The organism is Pseudomonas sp. L7, assembly GCF_046605565.1.
Lineage (GTDB): Bacteria > Pseudomonadota > Gammaproteobacteria > Pseudomonadales > Pseudomonadaceae > Aquipseudomonas > Aquipseudomonas wayambapalatensis.
Genome location: NZ_CP176784.1, coordinates 1704827 through 1720512 on the forward strand (window position 1 = coordinate 1704827; position 15686 = coordinate 1720512).

14 protein-coding genes and 1 tRNA gene are annotated in these 15686 nt (G+C 61.9%); 11 read left to right on the plus strand and 4 right to left on the minus strand.

The features are described 5' to 3' along the window. Nucleotides 1–38 precede the first annotated feature (38 nt). The 10 genes from fabF to ACK3BK_RS08070 all read left to right on the plus strand — a co-directional run bounded on the left by fabF (nt 39) and on the right by ACK3BK_RS08070 (nt 9280). Entirely contained in the window at nt 39–1283 is a 1245-nt protein-coding gene (fabF, locus tag ACK3BK_RS08025; protein ID WP_186666803.1) for a beta-ketoacyl-ACP synthase II, read from the plus strand. Then, nucleotides 1283–2104: an aminodeoxychorismate lyase gene (gene pabC, locus ACK3BK_RS08030; protein ID WP_411384069.1), complete on the plus strand. Its 822-nt coding sequence runs from the start codon at nt 1283–1285 to the stop codon at nt 2102–2104. Before fabF ends, pabC begins: the two co-directional genes overlap by 1 nt. A 3-nt stretch (nt 2105–2107) precedes the next feature. Then, on the plus strand, nt 2108–3292 hold the full coding sequence (gene mltG, locus ACK3BK_RS08035) for an endolytic transglycosylase MltG (protein ID WP_411384070.1): 1185 nt from the start codon (nt 2108–2110) through the stop codon (nt 3290–3292). A gap of 9 nt (nt 3293–3301) precedes the next feature. Continuing rightward, nucleotides 3302–3934, plus strand: a complete 633-nt coding sequence (gene tmk / locus ACK3BK_RS08040; protein ID WP_288377837.1) for a dTMP kinase — start codon at nt 3302–3304, stop codon at nt 3932–3934. Next, complete coding sequence (locus ACK3BK_RS08045) at nt 3927–4913, plus strand: DNA polymerase III subunit delta' (protein ID WP_411384071.1); 987 nt, start codon at nt 3927–3929, stop codon at nt 4911–4913. Before tmk ends, ACK3BK_RS08045 begins: the two co-directional genes overlap by 8 nt. A 38-nt stretch (nt 4914–4951) precedes the next feature. Further along, nucleotides 4952–5734: a TatD family hydrolase gene (locus tag ACK3BK_RS08050; RefSeq protein ID WP_411384072.1), complete on the plus strand. Its 783-nt coding sequence runs from the start codon at nt 4952–4954 to the stop codon at nt 5732–5734. Between the two features lie 569 nt (nt 5735–6303). Next, nucleotides 6304–6939, plus strand: a complete 636-nt coding sequence (locus ACK3BK_RS08055; protein ID WP_065861191.1) for a TetR/AcrR family transcriptional regulator — start codon at nt 6304–6306, stop codon at nt 6937–6939. Between the two features lie 130 nt (nt 6940–7069). Beyond that, nucleotides 7070–8038 carry a GTP 3',8-cyclase MoaA gene (locus tag ACK3BK_RS08060; RefSeq protein WP_186666797.1) on the plus strand — a complete coding sequence of 323 codons (969 nt, stop codon included), beginning with the start codon at nt 7070–7072 and terminating at the stop codon, nt 8036–8038. 65 nt (nt 8039–8103) lie between these two features. Further along, entirely contained in the window at nt 8104–8709 is a 606-nt protein-coding gene (locus ACK3BK_RS08065) for a DUF4823 domain-containing protein (protein ID WP_402763520.1), read from the plus strand. Between the two features lie 10 nt (nt 8710–8719). Further along, on the plus strand, nt 8720–9280 hold the full coding sequence (locus ACK3BK_RS08070) for a DUF1285 domain-containing protein (RefSeq protein ID WP_411384073.1): 561 nt from the start codon (nt 8720–8722) through the stop codon (nt 9278–9280). Nucleotides 9281–9359: 79 nt separating this feature from the next. On the opposite strand, the gene ACK3BK_RS08075 is transcribed toward ACK3BK_RS08070, so the two are convergent. Both ACK3BK_RS08075 and ACK3BK_RS08080 read right to left on the minus strand, forming a co-directional pair. Further along, a tRNA-Asn gene (locus ACK3BK_RS08075) sits at nt 9360–9435 on the minus strand. A gap of 62 nt (nt 9436–9497) precedes the next feature. Then, a complete protein-coding gene (locus ACK3BK_RS08080; protein ID WP_411384074.1) occupies nt 9498–10694 on the minus strand; it encodes an amino acid aminotransferase in 1197 nt (398 codons plus the stop codon). Nucleotides 10695–10982: 288 nt separating this feature from the next. Here ACK3BK_RS08080 and uvrB point away from each other — a divergent pair, with 288 nt between their 5' ends. Next, nucleotides 10983–12998, plus strand: a complete 2016-nt coding sequence (gene uvrB, locus ACK3BK_RS08085) for an excinuclease ABC subunit UvrB (protein WP_186666793.1) — start codon at nt 10983–10985, stop codon at nt 12996–12998. A 36-nt stretch (nt 12999–13034) separates the two neighbouring features. On the opposite strand, the gene ACK3BK_RS08090 is transcribed toward uvrB, so the two are convergent. Continuing rightward, the gene (locus tag ACK3BK_RS08090; RefSeq protein ID WP_411384454.1) at nt 13035–14525 is read right to left on the minus strand and encodes an MDR family MFS transporter; all 1491 of its coding nucleotides are present in this window, start codon (nt 14523–14525) and stop codon (nt 13035–13037) included. 49 nt (nt 14526–14574) lie between these two features. After that, complete coding sequence (locus ACK3BK_RS08095; RefSeq protein WP_411384075.1) at nt 14575–15648, minus strand: HlyD family secretion protein; 1074 nt, start codon at nt 15646–15648, stop codon at nt 14575–14577. Nucleotides 15649–15686 lie beyond the last annotated feature (38 nt).

Below are 15686 nucleotides of genomic sequence, written 5' to 3' on the forward strand. Positions count from 1 at the left end.
AATCGCAAGAGACTCTGTTATTAGAAAAGGAGAGTGCTGTGTCGCGTAGACGCGTCGTGGTCACCGGTATGGGTATGCTGTCGCCACTGGGTACTGATGTACCAAGCACCTGGCAGGGCATTCTGGCTGGCCGCAGTGGCATCGGTCCGATCGAACACACGGACCTGAGTGCCTACTCCACCCGTTTTGGCGGCTCGGTGAAGGGCTTCGAGGTCGAGCAGTACCTGTCGGCCAAGGAAGCTCGCAAGCTTGACCTGTTCATCCAGTACGGCCTGGCGGCCGGTTTCCAGGCGGTGCGCAATGCTGGCCTGGAAGTGACCGACGCCAACCGCGAGCGCATCGGCGTGGCCATGGGCTCGGGGATCGGTGGCCTGACCAATATCGAAGACACCAGCCGTACCCTGCACGAGCAAGGGCCGCGCCGGATTTCGCCATTCTTCGTGCCGGGCTCGATCATCAACATGATCTCCGGCTTCCTTTCGATCCATCTGGGTCTGCAGGGCCCCAACTATGCGATCTCCACGGCGTGCACCACCGGTACTCACTGTATCGGCATGGCCGCACGCAATATCGCTTATGGCGAGGCTGACGTGATGATCGCCGGTGGCGCGGAAATGGCCGCGTGCGGCCTGGGCATGGGCGGTTTCGGCGCCTCGCGGGCACTTTCGACTCGCAATGACGAGCCATCCCGTGCCAGCCGTCCGTGGGACAAGGGGCGTGATGGTTTCGTATTGTCCGATGGTGCCGGCGCCCTGGTACTGGAGGAGCTTGAACATGCCAAGGCACGTGGCGCGACCATCTATGCCGAACTGGTCGGTTTCGGCATGAGCGGGGACGCGTTCCACATGACGTCGCCACCGGATACCGGCGACGGCGCTGCACGCTGCATGGTCAACGCCCTGCGCGATGCGGGTGTGAAGCCTGAAGACGTCAGCTACATCAACGCCCACGGCACCTCGACCCCCGCTGGCGATATCGCCGAAGTGGCGGCCATCAAGCGTGTGTTCGGCGAGCACGCCTACAAGCTGGCCGTCAGCTCGACCAAATCGATGACCGGTCACCTGCTTGGGGCTGCCGGTGCGGTAGAGGCGATCTTCAGCGTGTTGGCGATCAACAGCCAGATGGCGCCGCCGACCATCAACCTGGACGAGCCGGACGAAGGTTGCGACCTGGACTTCGTGCCGCACCAGGCGCGCAGCATGCCGATCGATGTCGTGCTGTCCAATTCCTTCGGCTTTGGCGGTACCAACGGATCGCTGGTATTCCGCCGGTTCGCCGATTGATGCACAGCTGGATCGATGGCCAGCCGGCGACTGCAGTCAACCTGCAGAACCGCGGCCTGGCCTACGGCGATGGTCTGTTCGAGACTATCGCCGTGCGCGGCGGCAGGCCCAGCCTGCTGTCGCGACATCTCGATCGACTCAAGCAGGGTTGTCAGCGGCTTGCGATCGATATTGATCATGCGTGTGTTCGCGACGAGTTGCTGCGCTACGCCAGCCAGCTCGGTGAAGGCGTAGCCAAACTGATCGTCACTCGCGGTGATAGCCAGCGCGGCTATGCGCCCGCCTCCGAAGCTGTGGCCCGACGCATTCTTCAGAGCAGTCCAATGCCTGCTTATCCCGTGGCCAACGCGGAGCAGGGGATCGGGCTGTTCGACTGCCAGACCCGTCTTGCGCAGCAGCCGCTGCTGGCCGGGCTCAAGCACCTCAATCGTCTGGAGCAGGTAATGGCTCGCGCCGAATGGCAGGACCCTGCCTGCGCCGAGGGTTTGATGCGTGATGTGCAAGGGCACCTGATCGAAGGGGTCTACAGTAATCTGTTCCTGGTCCGCGATGGCGTGCTGCTGACCGCCGACCTGAGCCGCTGCGGCGTGGCAGGCGTCATGCGCGCTGCGCTGCTGGACGAAGCCTCGGCGCTGGGTATCGAGGTCCGAACAGCTGACCTCGTGCAAGCCGATCTGGAGACGGCCGATGAAGTGTTCGTCTGCAATAGCGTGTATGGAATTTGGCCTGTGCGCACCTTCGGTGCGCTCAACCTCGACTGGCCGGCCGGGCCGCTCACCCGTAAACTGCAGGCCGTTGCCCGTACGTTACTGGATACCTGATTCGTGAGACGCAAAATCCTGCTGCTGCTGGAAATGGGCCTGATCCTTGCCGGCCTGGCCGTAGGCTGGTCGGCCTGGAAGGTCAACTCGGTCCTGGAGCAGCCGTTGCATGTCACCGAAGAGCGCCTGCTCGATGTGCCCAATGGCACCAACCCCAACCGCATGTTCTACCGCATGCAGAGTGAAGGGTTGCTCGACGACGCCTTCTGGTTGCGACTTTACTGGCGTTTCAACATGGCTGGCACTGCACTGCACACGGGTGAATACCGCCTGACACCCGGCATGACCGTCGAAGCGCTGTTCGATGCCTGGCGCCGTGGTGATGTGGTGCAGTACAACCTCACCCTGGTCGAGGGCTGGACCTTCCGCCAGGTGCGCTCGGCCGTGGCCAGGCATGAAAAGATCAAGCACACCCTCGACGGGCTGTCCGATACTGAAGTGATGGACAAGCTTGGGCATACCGGTGTGTTCCCTGAGGGGCGTTTCTTCCCGGACACCTACCGCTTCGTGCGCGGCATGAGCGATGTGGAGCTGTTGCAGCAAGCCTACATGCGCCTTGAGGAGGTGCTGGCCAAGGAGTGGGCAGACCGGGTAACCGATTTGCCATACCGTGATCCCTACCAGGCGCTGATCATGGCCTCGCTGGTGGAGAAGGAAACCGGTATCCCCCAGGAGCGAGGGCAGATCGCAGGTGTATTTGTGCGCCGCCTTCGCTTGGGCATGATGCTGCAGACCGACCCTACAGTGATCTACGGCATGGGTGAGCGCTATAACGGCAAGATCACGCGTGCCGACCTGCGTGCACCGACACCCTACAACACATACACCATGACCGGCCTGCCGCCGACACCGATCGCCATGGTCGGGCGCGAGGCGATTCACGCTGCCCTGAATCCGTCAGACGGTACCAGCCTGTATTTCGTCGCGCGTGGCGATGGTAGCCACGTATTCTCCGATGACCTGGACGACCACAATACGGCTGTGCGCGAATATCAGCTCAAGCGCCGCGCCGACTACCGCTCCAGCCCAGCACCACAAGCCCCGCAGGGTACGGTCGATCAGGCACCGGACGCCGAGCCGCCGACTGAAGCCTCGCCTCGGTCCGGCGAACCCCTTGAAGGCGCACCAACCCAGTCCGCCGAAGAGCCCGCGCCCGAACAGGCGCCGGCGCCCACCGACAAACAGTAAGGAATGCCCGTGAGCGGTTTGTTCATCACTCTGGAAGGCCCCGAAGGCGCGGGCAAGAGCACCAACCGCGAGTACCTGGCCGCACGACTGCGTGAGCAGGGCGTGGATGTGGTCATGACCCGTGAGCCTGGCGGTACGCCGTTGGCCGAGCGTATCCGCGAGTTGCTGCTCGCTCCCAGCGACGAAGCCATGGCGGCCGACACCGAGCTTCTGTTGATGTTCGCTGCACGCGCCCAGCATCTGGCCGAGGTCATTCGCCCGGCGCTGGCGCGGGGCGCCGTGGTGCTGTGCGACCGCTTTACCGATGCCACCTACGCCTATCAGGGCGGCGGGCGTGGCCTGCCGGTGGAGCGCATCGCGGTGCTGGAAGACTTCGTTCAGGGTGCGCTGCGCCCGGACCTGACCCTGGTCTTCGATCTGCCAGTGGAAGTCGGCCTTGCCCGTGCTGCCGCTCGCGGACGCCTGGATCGCTTCGAGCAGGAGGGCCAGGCATTCTTCGAGGCGGTGCGTCAGGCCTATCTGCAACGCGCAGCCCAGGCACCACAGCGCTACAGCCTGCTGGACGCCGGGCAGTCGCTCGAGGCGGTACAGCGCGCCATCGATGCATTGCTGCCAGGTATCCTGGAGCGTTGCCGTGGCTGAGGCCTACCCCTGGCAGCAAGCGCTCTGGCAGCAGTTGGCCGGGCGCAGCCAGCATGCCCATGCCTACCTGTTGCACGGGCCGCAGGGCATCGGCAAGCGAGCCATGGCCGAACGCCTGATGGCTCGCCTGTTGTGCCAGCAGCCGCATGGCGTGGATGCCTGCGGGCAATGCAAGTCGTGCCTGTTGCTCAAGGCTGGCAGCCACCCCGATAACTTCGTGCTGGAGCCGGAAGAGGCCGACAAGCCCATCAAGGTCGACCAGGTGCGAGATCTGGTTTCGTTCGTGGTGCAGACTGCGCAGTTGGGCGGGCGCAAGGTGGTGCTGATCGAGCCGGTCGAAGCGATGAACGTCAATGCTTCGAACGCTTTGCTCAAGAGCCTCGAAGAGCCTTCGGGCGATACCGTGCTGCTGCTGGTGAGCCATCAGCCCAGCCGTTTGTTGCCTACCATCAAGAGCCGTTGTCAGCAGGTGGCCTGTGCCCAGCCGACGCTTGCGCAGAGTCACGCCTGGTTGGCGACGGCCCTGCCGGAGCTCGATCAGATCGAGCGTGACGAACTGCTGACCCTGGCGGCGGGATCGCCACTGATGGCCGTCACCTTGCAGTCCCAGGGTGTGCGCGAGCAGCGTGCGCTGGTCACCGAGGGGGTGAAGAAGCTGATCAAGCAGCAGCAATCGCCCTCTCAGTTGGCTGAAGCCTGGAGCAATGTGCCGCTGCTGTTGCTGTTCGACTGGTTCTGCGACTGGTCGCACCTGATCCTGCGTTATCAATTGACCCAGGACGAGGGCGGGCTAGGCTTGGCCGACATGCGCAAGGTCGTACAATACCTTGCGCAGAAGAGCAGGCAGGGCAGGGTGCTCGAGGTCCAGGCCTGGATTCTCGAACAGCGCCAGAAAGTCCAGGGCAAGGCCAACCTCAATCGCGTGTTGCTGCTCGAAGCCCTGTTGGCCCATTGGCTGCAGATGCTGGCCGCGCGCTGATTCCCCCCATCGTTTATTTTCATGTGTGCTCTCATTCCATGCTCGTAGATTCCCATTGCCACCTCGACCGACTTGACCTGAGCGCCCATGCCGGCTCGCTCGATGCCGCACTGCAGGCGGCTCGCGAGCGTGGAGTCGGGCATTTTCTATGCATCGGCGTAAGCGCCGAGAACGCCGGGGCGGTCAAGGCCCTGAGCGAGCAGTACGCCGACGTCGACTGTTCGGTAGGCGTGCACCCCCTCGACCTGGCTCCGGGGGAGACGCCTGCGCTGGAGTGGCTGCTGCGTGAGCTGGCCCACCCGCACGTGGTGGCTATCGGCGAAACCGGATTGGACTATCACTACGAGCCGGAGGCCGCCGAGCTGCAGCAGGCATCTTTCCGCCTGCACCTGGAGGCATCCCGGCAGACCGGCAAGCCGGTGATCGTTCACACTCGCGCGGCGCGGGCGGACACCCTGGCGCTGCTGCGCGAGGCCAGCCTGCCGCAGGCGGGTGTGCTGCACTGCTTCACGGAAGACTGGGACATGGCCAAGGCCGCACTCGATCTGGGGTACTACATCTCGCTCTCCGGAATCGTCACCTTCCGCAACGCCGATGCCCTGCGTGAGGTTGCACGCCAGGTGCCTGTCGAGCGCCTGCTGGTGGAGACCGACTCGCCGTACCTGGCGCCCATCCCGTATCGCGGCAAGCCCAATCTGCCGCAGTACGTGCGTGAGGTCGCCGAGTACGTCGCATCGTTGCGGGGGGGGAGCTATGCGCAGTTGGCCGAGCAGACGACCGCAAACTTCAAGCGCCTGTTCCCGTTGGCGCGCGTCGCCTGAGGATAGGGCAGGGCGGGCAAAAAAAACCCGGGTTCTGGGGGAGGAATCCGGGTTAAGACCATTAGGAGTAAAACAAAGGTACGCGGTCCCTGGGCACCTTTATCGGCGCGCCACTTGGGGGGATGCGCCGCGCCAACACTTCAAGTATTGGCGAGTATCCTCGCACTGCCAGCGCCAGTTGGTCGTTTTTTAAACAGATTTGGAATACACCTGACAGCCAATGGGCCATCAGGGCATGGCATTGGGCGGACTCTGGGTGAATTTGTGCCTATCAGGTGCCGATTTGTATAGAGGTGCGGTGAAAAGGTTGAAGAGTGCGCGACTCATACGCTTTCTTCGTGCCGACGTGCGGAATTCGATGAGCGTGGTGGCCTTGGCGAGCCGTGCTGCGTCGCTTGCAGGCCAGAGTCAGCCGGGCGCGGGGCGTCGCACGCACTCATGCGATTCAAGCCGGACAGGCACGGTTTGCATGCAAACTCATCATGAAACATAGATATGGTTGGATGATCCGTGCAATTTGCCGCAAGTTAGGCATAATAATCTGCTTCGATTGTCATCCAGTCCTTCCTATGCAGAAAGAACCTCGTAAGGTCCGTGAGTTTCGCCGCCGCGAGCAAGAAATCCTCGACACGGCGCTCAAGCTGTTTCTCGAACAGGGTGAAGACAGTGTCACCGTCGAGATGATCGCCGACGCTGTCGGTATCGGCAAAGGCACGATCTACAAGCACTTCAAGTCCAAGGCGGAGATCTACCTGCGCCTGATGCTCGACTACGAGCGTGACTTGAATGCGCTGTTGCATTCGGACGACGTCGACCGCGACAAGGAAGCCCTGTCGCGTGCCTACTTCGAGTTCCGGATGCGTGATCCTCAGCGCTACCGCTTGTTCGACCGTCTTGAAGAGAAGGTGGTCAAGGGTAACCAAGTGCCGGAGATGGTCGAGGAACTGCACCGTATCCGCGCCTCCAATTTCGAGCGCCTGACCCAGTTGATCAAGGGCCGTATCAGCGAAGGCAAGCTCGAGGATGTGCCGCCGTACTTCCACTACTGTGCTGCCTGGGCGCTGGTGCATGGCGCTGTAGCGCTGTATCACTCGCCGTTCTGGAGCAACGTTCTCGAGGATCAGGAAGGTTTCTTCCAGTTCCTGATGGACATCGGCGTGCGCATGGGCAACAAGCGCAAGCGCGATCCGGAACCGGCAGCCTGAAACCCCTGCGGGGTACTGTCCATGATGGGCAGGCTCCGCCAGCCACGCCCGCTTCGGCGACAGGGCTTGCAAAAACTTGATCTTTGAGTCAAGTTTTGCCGGCTCGCTTTTTCTCATGCCGGAGTCATCCATGATCGTCGATCGTCAAGGCAGGCGTTTTCGCAACCTGCGCGTCAGCCTGACGGCTGCCTGCAACTATGCTTGCAGCTACTGCGTGCCCGATGGCAAGCGCCTGGTGGCTGCACAGGATGAGCTCTGCGCCGATGCGCTGGCGCGCGGGGTGGCTTATCTGGTCGATGCCGCAGGTATCGAGCGCCTGCGCATTACCGGTGGCGAACCGTTGATCAGCCCTCGCCTGGAGCCGTTCCTGAAGATTGTCGGTGGCTTGGGGCTCAAGGATATCGCCTTGACCACCAACGGCCAGTTGTTGAGTCGCAAGCTTGCCGTGTTGCGCGCGGCAGGTATCGACCGGCTCAATGTCTCCCTCGACACCCTTGACCCGACCGCGTTTCGCAGCATTGCCCGGGGCGGCGACCTGGCCAGCGTGCTGAGGGGCATGGAGGAGGCGAGTGCAGCGGGTATGCGTATCAAGGTCAACATGGTGCCGATGCGCGGACACAACCTCGATCAGGTGGTGCCGCTGCTCGACTACTGCCTGGCAAGAGGCTATGAACTGCGGTTTATCGAGTTGATGCGCATGGGCCATCTGGCGCTTGATTCGAATGCATTCCTGCGTCAGTTCGTCAGCCTCGAGCAATTGCTGGCACTGATCGGCCATCAATATCACTTCCAGCAGGCGCCAGCGGCCTTGGATGCGACGGCCCTGCGCTACCAGATTCCCGGCCAAGGTCACTTTGGTGTGATTGCCAACGAGAGCGTGCCGTTTTGCCGGACCTGCTCGCGTTTGCGCTTGTCGTCTACCGGCTGGCTGCATGGCTGCCTGTCCTCGGGGAATCGTCACTTTATCGGCGACCTGCTCGACAAGCCGCGTCACCAGGCGCTTCCGGTGATTCAGCGGCTGCTGGTCAAGGCCCTGGCGGACAAGCAGGAGCTGGCGTTCTCGGGTGGTGTGACCGTGATGAAGGTGATCGGCGGCTGAGCTGGCGCAAAAGCTGCATCTGGCGGCTATTCGCCGGTTTTTCGTCACCGGTCACTGGAGGAAAGATGCGTAGCCTGGTCTTGCTGCTGGCGCTGATGGCGTTGAGCGGCTGCATGAAAGTCAGCGACATGGGCGAAGGTGTTCGCTATCAGATGAGCGACGCCGGTCTGCTCGATCACAGTGATACCACTCGAACCTTGTCGGTCCGGCTGCAGCCTGATTCGTTCATCTTCATTGGCCAGGGCGCTTTCGTTCCGCCTGGAAAAGGCCCGGTGCCGCAGCAGAATGCCGTCGCCGAAGAGGCATTCAAGAGCTTCGTCGAGTATTTCCCGCTGGTGCGTCGCGCCAGGGCGCCGTTGGGGCTGGAGGACGCCATCGCCGAGGCGCGTTCGGTGGGCGCCCATTACGTGCTCTATACCCGCTTCGCCCGCACCGATGACCGCATTGGTAATGGCGATGAATGGTACGACGAGCAGGCAGTGGATCGCCTTGGCTGGGATACCGGTGTAGTGCAGATGATGCTGATCGAAACCAGCACTCGCTACTTGATCGATACAGCGCGAATCAAGAGCCGTGGCGGTTTGTTGACGTTCCACGACAACACGCCGCAGGATTTGCTCGCGGCCCCCATGCGCGAGTACGCTCGTAGTCTCCTGGGAATGAGTCGGTAAGGAACGGGTGATGACAGGTACGGATAAGGCCAACGATCTTCTGGCGCAGATTCCCAAGGACAAGGGCCTGCCTCCCGTACATCTGTGGAACCCTGATTTCTGCGGCGATATCGACATGCGCATCGCCCGCGACGGCACCTGGTATTACCTGGGGACGCCGATCGGGCGCAAGCCAATGGTGCGCTTGTTCTCTACCATCATTCGTCGTGACGGTGATGACTATTTTCTGGTAACGCCTGTGGAGAAGGTCGGCATTCGTGTCGATGATGCGCCGTTCGTGGCGGTCAGCCTGGAAGTGGAGGGTAGTGGTGAGCAGCAGGTCCTGCGTTTCACCAGCAATGTCGAGGATCAGGTCGATGCCGGTGCTGATCACCCTATTCGGGTAGAGACCGATCCGACAACGCATGAGCCATCGCCTTACCTGCTGATGCGCAGCAACCTCGAAGCGCTCATCCACCGCAATGTGTTCTACCAACTGGTGGAGCTTGCCGTGCCGCGCGTGATCGATGGCGAGGAGTGGTTGGGGGTTTGGAGTGGTGGGGTGTTCTACCCTATCGGGCGCGACCGCTGAGCGCATCTTGCGACGATCTTTCTGATCCCGGAAAACAAAAAACCTCCAGTGCTTGCGCATCTGGAGGTTTTTCAGTGTCTGGCTCCGCGACCTGGACTCGAACCAGGGACCCAATGATTAACAGTCATTTGCTCTACCGACTGAGCTATCGCGGAATCTGCGCGTATCTTACTGAATGCCAAGGGGAAGTCAAGCCGCCCCCTGGCAAATCAAGCAGTTACAGCACTTCGACGATGGCCTTGGTGACCACGTGGATGTTGCTCTGGTTCAGTGCGGCCACGGCGATGCGACCGGTGTCCAGCGCATAGATGCCGAAGTCGTTCTTCAGGCGCGTGACCTGTTCCACGGTCAGGCCTGAGTAGGAGAACATGCCGACTTGGCGACCGACGAAGCTGAAGTCGCGGTTGGCGCCGTACTCGGCCAGGAGCGAGACCATCTGCTTGCGCATGCCGTGGATGCGTTCACGCATCTCGCCCAGCTCGGCTTCCCACATCTGGCGCAGTTCCGGGCTGTTGAGCACGGTGGCGACGATGGTTGCACCGTGGGTCGGCGGGTTGGAGTAGGTGGTGCGGATCACGCGCTTGACCTGCGACAGCACGCGGGTGCTCTCGTCTTTCGATGCGGTGACGATCGACAGTGCGCCAACGCGCTCGCCATACAGCGAGAACGATTTGGAGAACGAGCTGGAGACAAAGAACTCCAGGCCCGACTCGGCGAACAGGCGCACGGCGAAGGCATCTTCGCTGATACCGTCGCCAAAGCCTTGGTAGGCCATGTCGAGGAACGGTACGTGGCCCTTTGCCTTGACCACTTCCAGCACGTTCTTCCAGTCGTCGAGCGACAGGTCGACACCAGTCGGGTTGTGGCAGCAGGCGTGCAGGACGACGATCGAGCCCGAGGGCAGCTTGTTCAGGTCTTCGAGCATGCCGGCGCGGTTGACGTCGTTGCTCGGTGCGTCGTAATAGCGGTAGTTCTGTACTGGGAAGCCTGCAGTCTCGAACAGGGCGCGATGATTTTCCCAGCTCGGATCGCTGATGGCGACGACCGCGTTCGGCGAAAGGCGCTTGAGGAAATCGGCACCGATCTTCAGTGCGCCGGTGCCGCCGACAGCCTGCACGGTCACTACGCGGCCTGCAGCCAGCAGTGGGGATTCAGCGCCGAACAGCAGTTTCTGCACGGCCTGGTCGTAGGCGGCGATGCCGTCGATCGGCAGGTAGCCGCGGGAGGCATGTTGGGCGACACGCTGGGTTTCGGCTTCGATCACCGCGCGAAGCAGCGGGATGCGGCCTTCCTCATTGCAATAGACACCGACGCCCAGGTTGACCTTGTCGGTACGTGGGTCGGCGTTGAATGCTTCGTTGAGGCCCAGGATGGGGTCGCGGGGTGCCAGCTCGACAGCGGAAAACAGGCTCATTGTTACCTTGGCTCTGAATAGGAGAGTGATAGGAGATGCACCCTCCAGCCCAGTGCACTGAAGCGGTGCAAACGGGGAGTCAGTATAGTGATACCGACCGGTCACTGCGACACTCTGGCACAGGTTTTCAGGCGCTTTGCGCAAATATTTTTCGACCATTGGTCGAATTGCCGGGTCCACTGCAATGAGCGTTCACATCTGCAGCGGCGAAGGCCACCCCGGCGCGCCTTTTTGCGTATAGACTACTGGCTAAATTTACAGTTGCCGCGACATCTACGAGGTCCCGTCATGTCCGAGTTCCAGCTCGTCACCCGATTCCAGCCCGCCGGCGACCAGCCCGAGGCCATTCGCCTGATGGTCGAGGGTATCGAGGCGGGGCTGTCGCACCAGACCCTGCTCGGGGTGACCGGCTCCGGCAAGACCTTCAGCATCGCCAACGTCATTCAGCAGGTCCAGCGCCCGACCATGGTGCTGGCGCCGAACAAGACGCTGGCTGCTCAGCTGTATGGCGAGTTCAAGGCGTTCTTCCCGAACAACGCGGTGGAGTACTTCGTCTCCTACTACGACTACTACCAGCCGGAAGCCTACGTCCCGTCGTCGGACACCTTCATCGAGAAGGATGCCTCGATCAACGACCACATCGAGCAGATGCGTCTGTCGGCGACCAAGGCATTGCTTGAGCGGCGCGACGCGATCATTGTCACCACGGTGTCGTGTATCTATGGTCTGGGCAGCCCGGAAACCTACCTGAAGATGGTTCTGCACGTCGATCGCGGTGACAAGCTCGACCAGCGCGCACTGCTGCGCCGGCTGGCCGACCTGCAATACACCCGAAACGAGATGGATTTTGCCCGCGCCACCTTCCGGGTGCGTGGCGACGTGATCGACATCTTCCCGGCCGAATCGGACCTCGAGGCCATCCGTATCGAGCTGTTCGACGACGAAGTAGAGAACATCGCCGCCTTCGACCCCTTGACCGGCGAAGTGATCCGCAAGCTGCCGCGTTTCACCTTCTACCCCAAGAGCCACTATGTGACCCCGCGCGAGACCCTGCTCGAGGCGGTGGACGGCATCAAGGAGGAGCTCGGCGAGCGGCTTGAGTACCTCAACAAGGCCAACAAACTGGTGGAGGCCCAGCGTCTGGAGCAGCGCACGCGCTTCGACCTGGAGATGATCCTGGAGCTGGGCTATTGCAACGGTATCGAGAACTACTCGCGCTATCTGTCCGGCCGCCCGGCTGGGGCACCGCCGCCGACGCTCTACGATTATCTTCCTGCCGATGCGTTGCTGGTGATCGATGAATCACACGTCAGCGTTCCTCAGGTCGGCGCCATGTACAAGGGCGACCGTTCTCGCAAGGAGACGCTGGTGGAATACGGTTTCCGTCTGCCATCGGCGTTGGATAACCGGCCCATGCGCTTCGACGAGTGGGAGTCGGTCAGCCCGCAGACCATCTTCGTCTCGGCGACACCCGGCCCCTACGAGGCTGAGCATGCCGGGCGCGTGGTCGAGCAGGTGGTACGGCCGACCGGTCTGGTCGATCCTCAGGTAGAGGTGCGTCCAGCCCTCACCCAGGTGGATGACCTGCTGTCGGAAATCGGCAAGCGAGTGGCGGTGGGGGAGCGGGTGCTGGCGACGACCCTGACCAAGCGCATGGCCGAGGACCTTACCGACTACCTTGCAGATCATGATGTGCGTGTGCGCTACCTGCACTCGGACATTGACACCGTGGAGCGTGTGGAGATCATCCGAGACCTGCGTCTGGGCACCTTTGATGTATTGGTGGGCATCAACCTGTTGCGCGAGGGTCTGGACATGCCGGAGGTGTCGTTGGTGGCCATTCTCGATGCCGACAAGGAAGGCTTCCTGCGTTCGGAGCGTTCGCTGATCCAGACCATCGGCCGCGCAGCACGTAACCTCAACGGCAAGGCGATCCTCTATGCCGACCAGGTGACCGGCTCCATGCAGCGGGCGATCGACGAGACCGAGCGGCGTCGGGACAAGCAGGTCGCGTTCAACGAAGCGAATGGCATCGTGCCCAAGGGGGTGGTCAAGGACATCACCGATATCATGGAAGGTGCCACGGTGCCCGGTGCGCGCAGCAAGAAGCGCAAGGGCATGGCCAAGGCGGCGGAGGAGGCTGCGCGCTACGAGGCAGAGCTGCAGACCCCTGGCGAGATCACCAAGCGCATCAAAGTGCTGGAAGAGAAGATGTTCCAGCTGGCCCGCGACCTGGAGTTCGAGGCCGCCGCTCAGTTGCGCGATGAGATCGGGCAGTTGCGTGAGCGGCTTATTGCCAGCTGAGGGCGCGCATCGGTGCAGAAGCGGCCGGGATACTGGTCAATGTGCCTCCCCGGCCTTCAGTCCCTGTGGCAGTTTGCGTGTCAGCAGTACTGCCACCATGCTGACTGCCAAACCGATCCCTACCAGGTGGAACGCATCGTTGTAGGCCATGATCAGTGCCTGCTGGTGGGTGATTTCGCTCAAGCGCCCCAGTGCTGCGCTGTCACTGCCTAGCCGTTCGGCCAGTTGGGCCAGTCGCTCCGCCACTTGCGGGTTGCTCGGGACCACTGATTCGCGCAGGTAGTCGAAATACACCTTGGTCCGTGCATCCAGCAAGGTGGCCAGCAAGGCTATACCAATGGCGCCACCCAGGTTGCGCAGGATGTTGAACAGACTCGAGGCCGAGCCCGCATCCTGAGGCTGAATGTAAGCCGTGGCGATCAGCGAGATGGTGACCATGATCATTGGCTGCCCAAGTGCACGAATGATCTGGATATGGTTGAACTGCGGCCCTGCGAAGTCCGGGTTGAGCACTCCCGAGCCGAAGCTGGCAGCCCCGAACAGGCAAAACCCCAGTGCACAGAGCAGCTTGGGTGCAATGACCTTCATCAGTTGCGGCACCAGCGGAATCAGGAACAGCTGTGGAATACCCATCCACATGATCACCTCGCCGATCTGCAGGGCGTTGTAGCCCTGGATCTGCGCCAGGTACAGCGGCAGCAGATAGATCGATCCATAAAGCCCTACGCCCATGCCCAGGCTGGCGATGCTCGACAGGCCGAAGTTGCGGTTGCCGAGGATGCGCAGGTTGATCAGGGGATTGGCTCGGGAAAGCTGGAGGATGACGAAGGTGATCAGGCAGAGCAGGGCCATGGTACCCAGGCCGACAATAAGGCTGGACTCCAGCCAGTCCTTGCGATGACCTTCTTCCAGGAACACCTGCAGGCAACCCAGGCCGACCCCCAGGGTGACGATGCCGGCGTAATCGGTGCTCTTGAGCAGCTCCCAGTGTGCCTCTTTCTTCTCCAGCCCGTAGAGCAGGCCCGCGATCATCACCAGCCCCGGCGGGATGTTGATGTAGAAGATGTATTCCCACCCCCAGTTTTCGGTGAGCCAGCCGCCCAGGGTCGGCCCGATGGAGGGCGCGAAGGTCGCGGTCATGGCGAACATTGCCATGCCCTTGGCCCGATGGTGTTCGGGCAGTTTGATCAGGGTCAGGGTGAAGGCCAGCGGAATCAGGGCGCCGCCGGTAAAGCCCTGGAGGGCGCGAAACACGATCATGCTTTCCAGGTTCCAGGCCATCGAGCACAACAACGAGGAGGCCAGGAAACCGAGCGACACCCACACCGCCAGGCGCCTGGCGGAAAGCAGCTGCACAAGCCAGGCGGTCAACGGGATCATGATGATTTCCGCCACCAGGTAGGAGGTCGAGATCCACGAGCCCTCTTCCAGGGTGGCAGACAGTGCTCCCTGGATATCCTTGAGCGAGGAGTTGGTGATCTGAATGTCCAGCACTGCCATGAATGCGCCGAGCATCACGCTCATCACTGCAATCCAGTCGCGCCTGCTCGGCTCCGCGGTCGGTCGCAGCAGTTGATCACCGGCCATCGTGGGGCTCGCCGCGCTCTGCCTGATCGGCCGTGTCGCGCAGGTCGACGGTGGCGGTTACCGACATGCCTGGGCGAATACGGCCATGCAAGGGGTTATTGGCGGCAAAGGTCAGCTTGACCGGAATGCGTTGAACCACCTTGGTGAAGTTACCCGTGGCATTGTCCGGTGGCAGCAGGCTGAATTGCGCCCCGGATGCAGCGAACAGGCTATCGACACGGCCTTCGATCGGGGTGTCGGGATAGCTGTCGAAGGTCAGTTCGGCACGCAGGCCCCGATGCATGTTGCCGATCTGGGTCTCCTTGAAGTTGGCCTGCACCCAGATGTCTTCGTCCGGCACGATCGACAGCAGGTAGGCGCCGGCCTGTACCACCTGGCCATTGCGGGCGCTGCGCTGACCGATGGTGCCACTGATGGGGGCGTGGATTTCACAGCGGGTAAGGTTGAGTTCTGCCTGTGCCAGGTCTGCTCGGGCGTTGGCAATTTGTGCATCGAGGCGCTTGAGTTCGGCCGTCAGTGCATCTATCTGCTGGCGCTGGCTCTGCAGGTCGGCCTGGGCCTTGTCGACCTGGGAGCGGGCGACGTGGGTTTCTGCAGACAGGGTGGTGACTCGCTCTTCCGAGACGAACCCGGGTTTGCGCAGGGCTTCGGCACGATTGAGGTCCAGGCGCGAGCGATCGAGAGTGGCCTGGTTGGCGGCCACCTGGGCTCGACCGGCGGCGATCAAGCTGTCTTGCTGGATCAGTCGGCTTTGCGCCTGGACACGCTCGGCTTCTCGCGTCGACAGTGCCGCCCGGGCGCGCTCGACCGCCAGCTGGAAGTCGGCGACCTCCAGGCGGACCAGCAGGTCGCCTCGCATGACGTGTTGATTGTCCTCTACCAGAACCTCGTCGACCCGCGCACCAAGCTGGCTGGAAATGCGTGTGATCTCACCCTGCACATAGGCATTGTCGGTACTTTCGTAGAAGCGCCCCTTGAAGTACCAATGGGTGAGAAAGGCGAGGGCGATCAGCACCACCAAGGCGAGAAAGATCAGCAGGCGGCGTTTGAGTTGAGCAGGCATAGGGACTATCGTTCTAGAAATGTAAGCAAATTTAACAG

Bases quoted from the DNA above. Each gene is read 5' to 3' on its own strand.
- ACK3BK_RS08070 (WP_411384073.1), top strand. From the start codon at position 8,720: ATGACAGGTACGGATAAGGCCAACGATCTTCTGGCGCAGATTCCCAAG.
- ACK3BK_RS08065 (WP_402763520.1), top strand. From the start codon at position 8,104: ATGCGTAGCCTGGTCTTGCTGCTGGCGCTGATGGCGTTGAGCGGCTGC.
- ACK3BK_RS08095 (WP_411384075.1), bottom strand. From the start codon at position 15,648: ATGCCTGCTCAACTCAAACGCCGCCTGCTGATCTTTCTCGCCTTGGTG.
- pabC (WP_411384069.1), top strand. From the start codon at position 1,283: ATGCACAGCTGGATCGATGGCCAGCCGGCGACTGCAGTCAACCTGCAG.
- ACK3BK_RS08080 (WP_411384074.1), bottom strand. From the start codon at position 10,694: ATGAGCCTGTTTTCCGCTGTCGAGCTGGCACCCCGCGACCCCATCCTG.
- ACK3BK_RS08060 (WP_186666797.1), top strand. From the start codon at position 7,070: ATGATCGTCGATCGTCAAGGCAGGCGTTTTCGCAACCTGCGCGTCAGC.
- ACK3BK_RS08055 (WP_065861191.1), top strand. From the start codon at position 6,304: ATGCAGAAAGAACCTCGTAAGGTCCGTGAGTTTCGCCGCCGCGAGCAA.
- ACK3BK_RS08050 (WP_411384072.1), top strand. From the start codon at position 4,952: ATGCTCGTAGATTCCCATTGCCACCTCGACCGACTTGACCTGAGCGCC.
- uvrB (WP_186666793.1), top strand. From the start codon at position 10,983: ATGTCCGAGTTCCAGCTCGTCACCCGATTCCAGCCCGCCGGCGACCAG.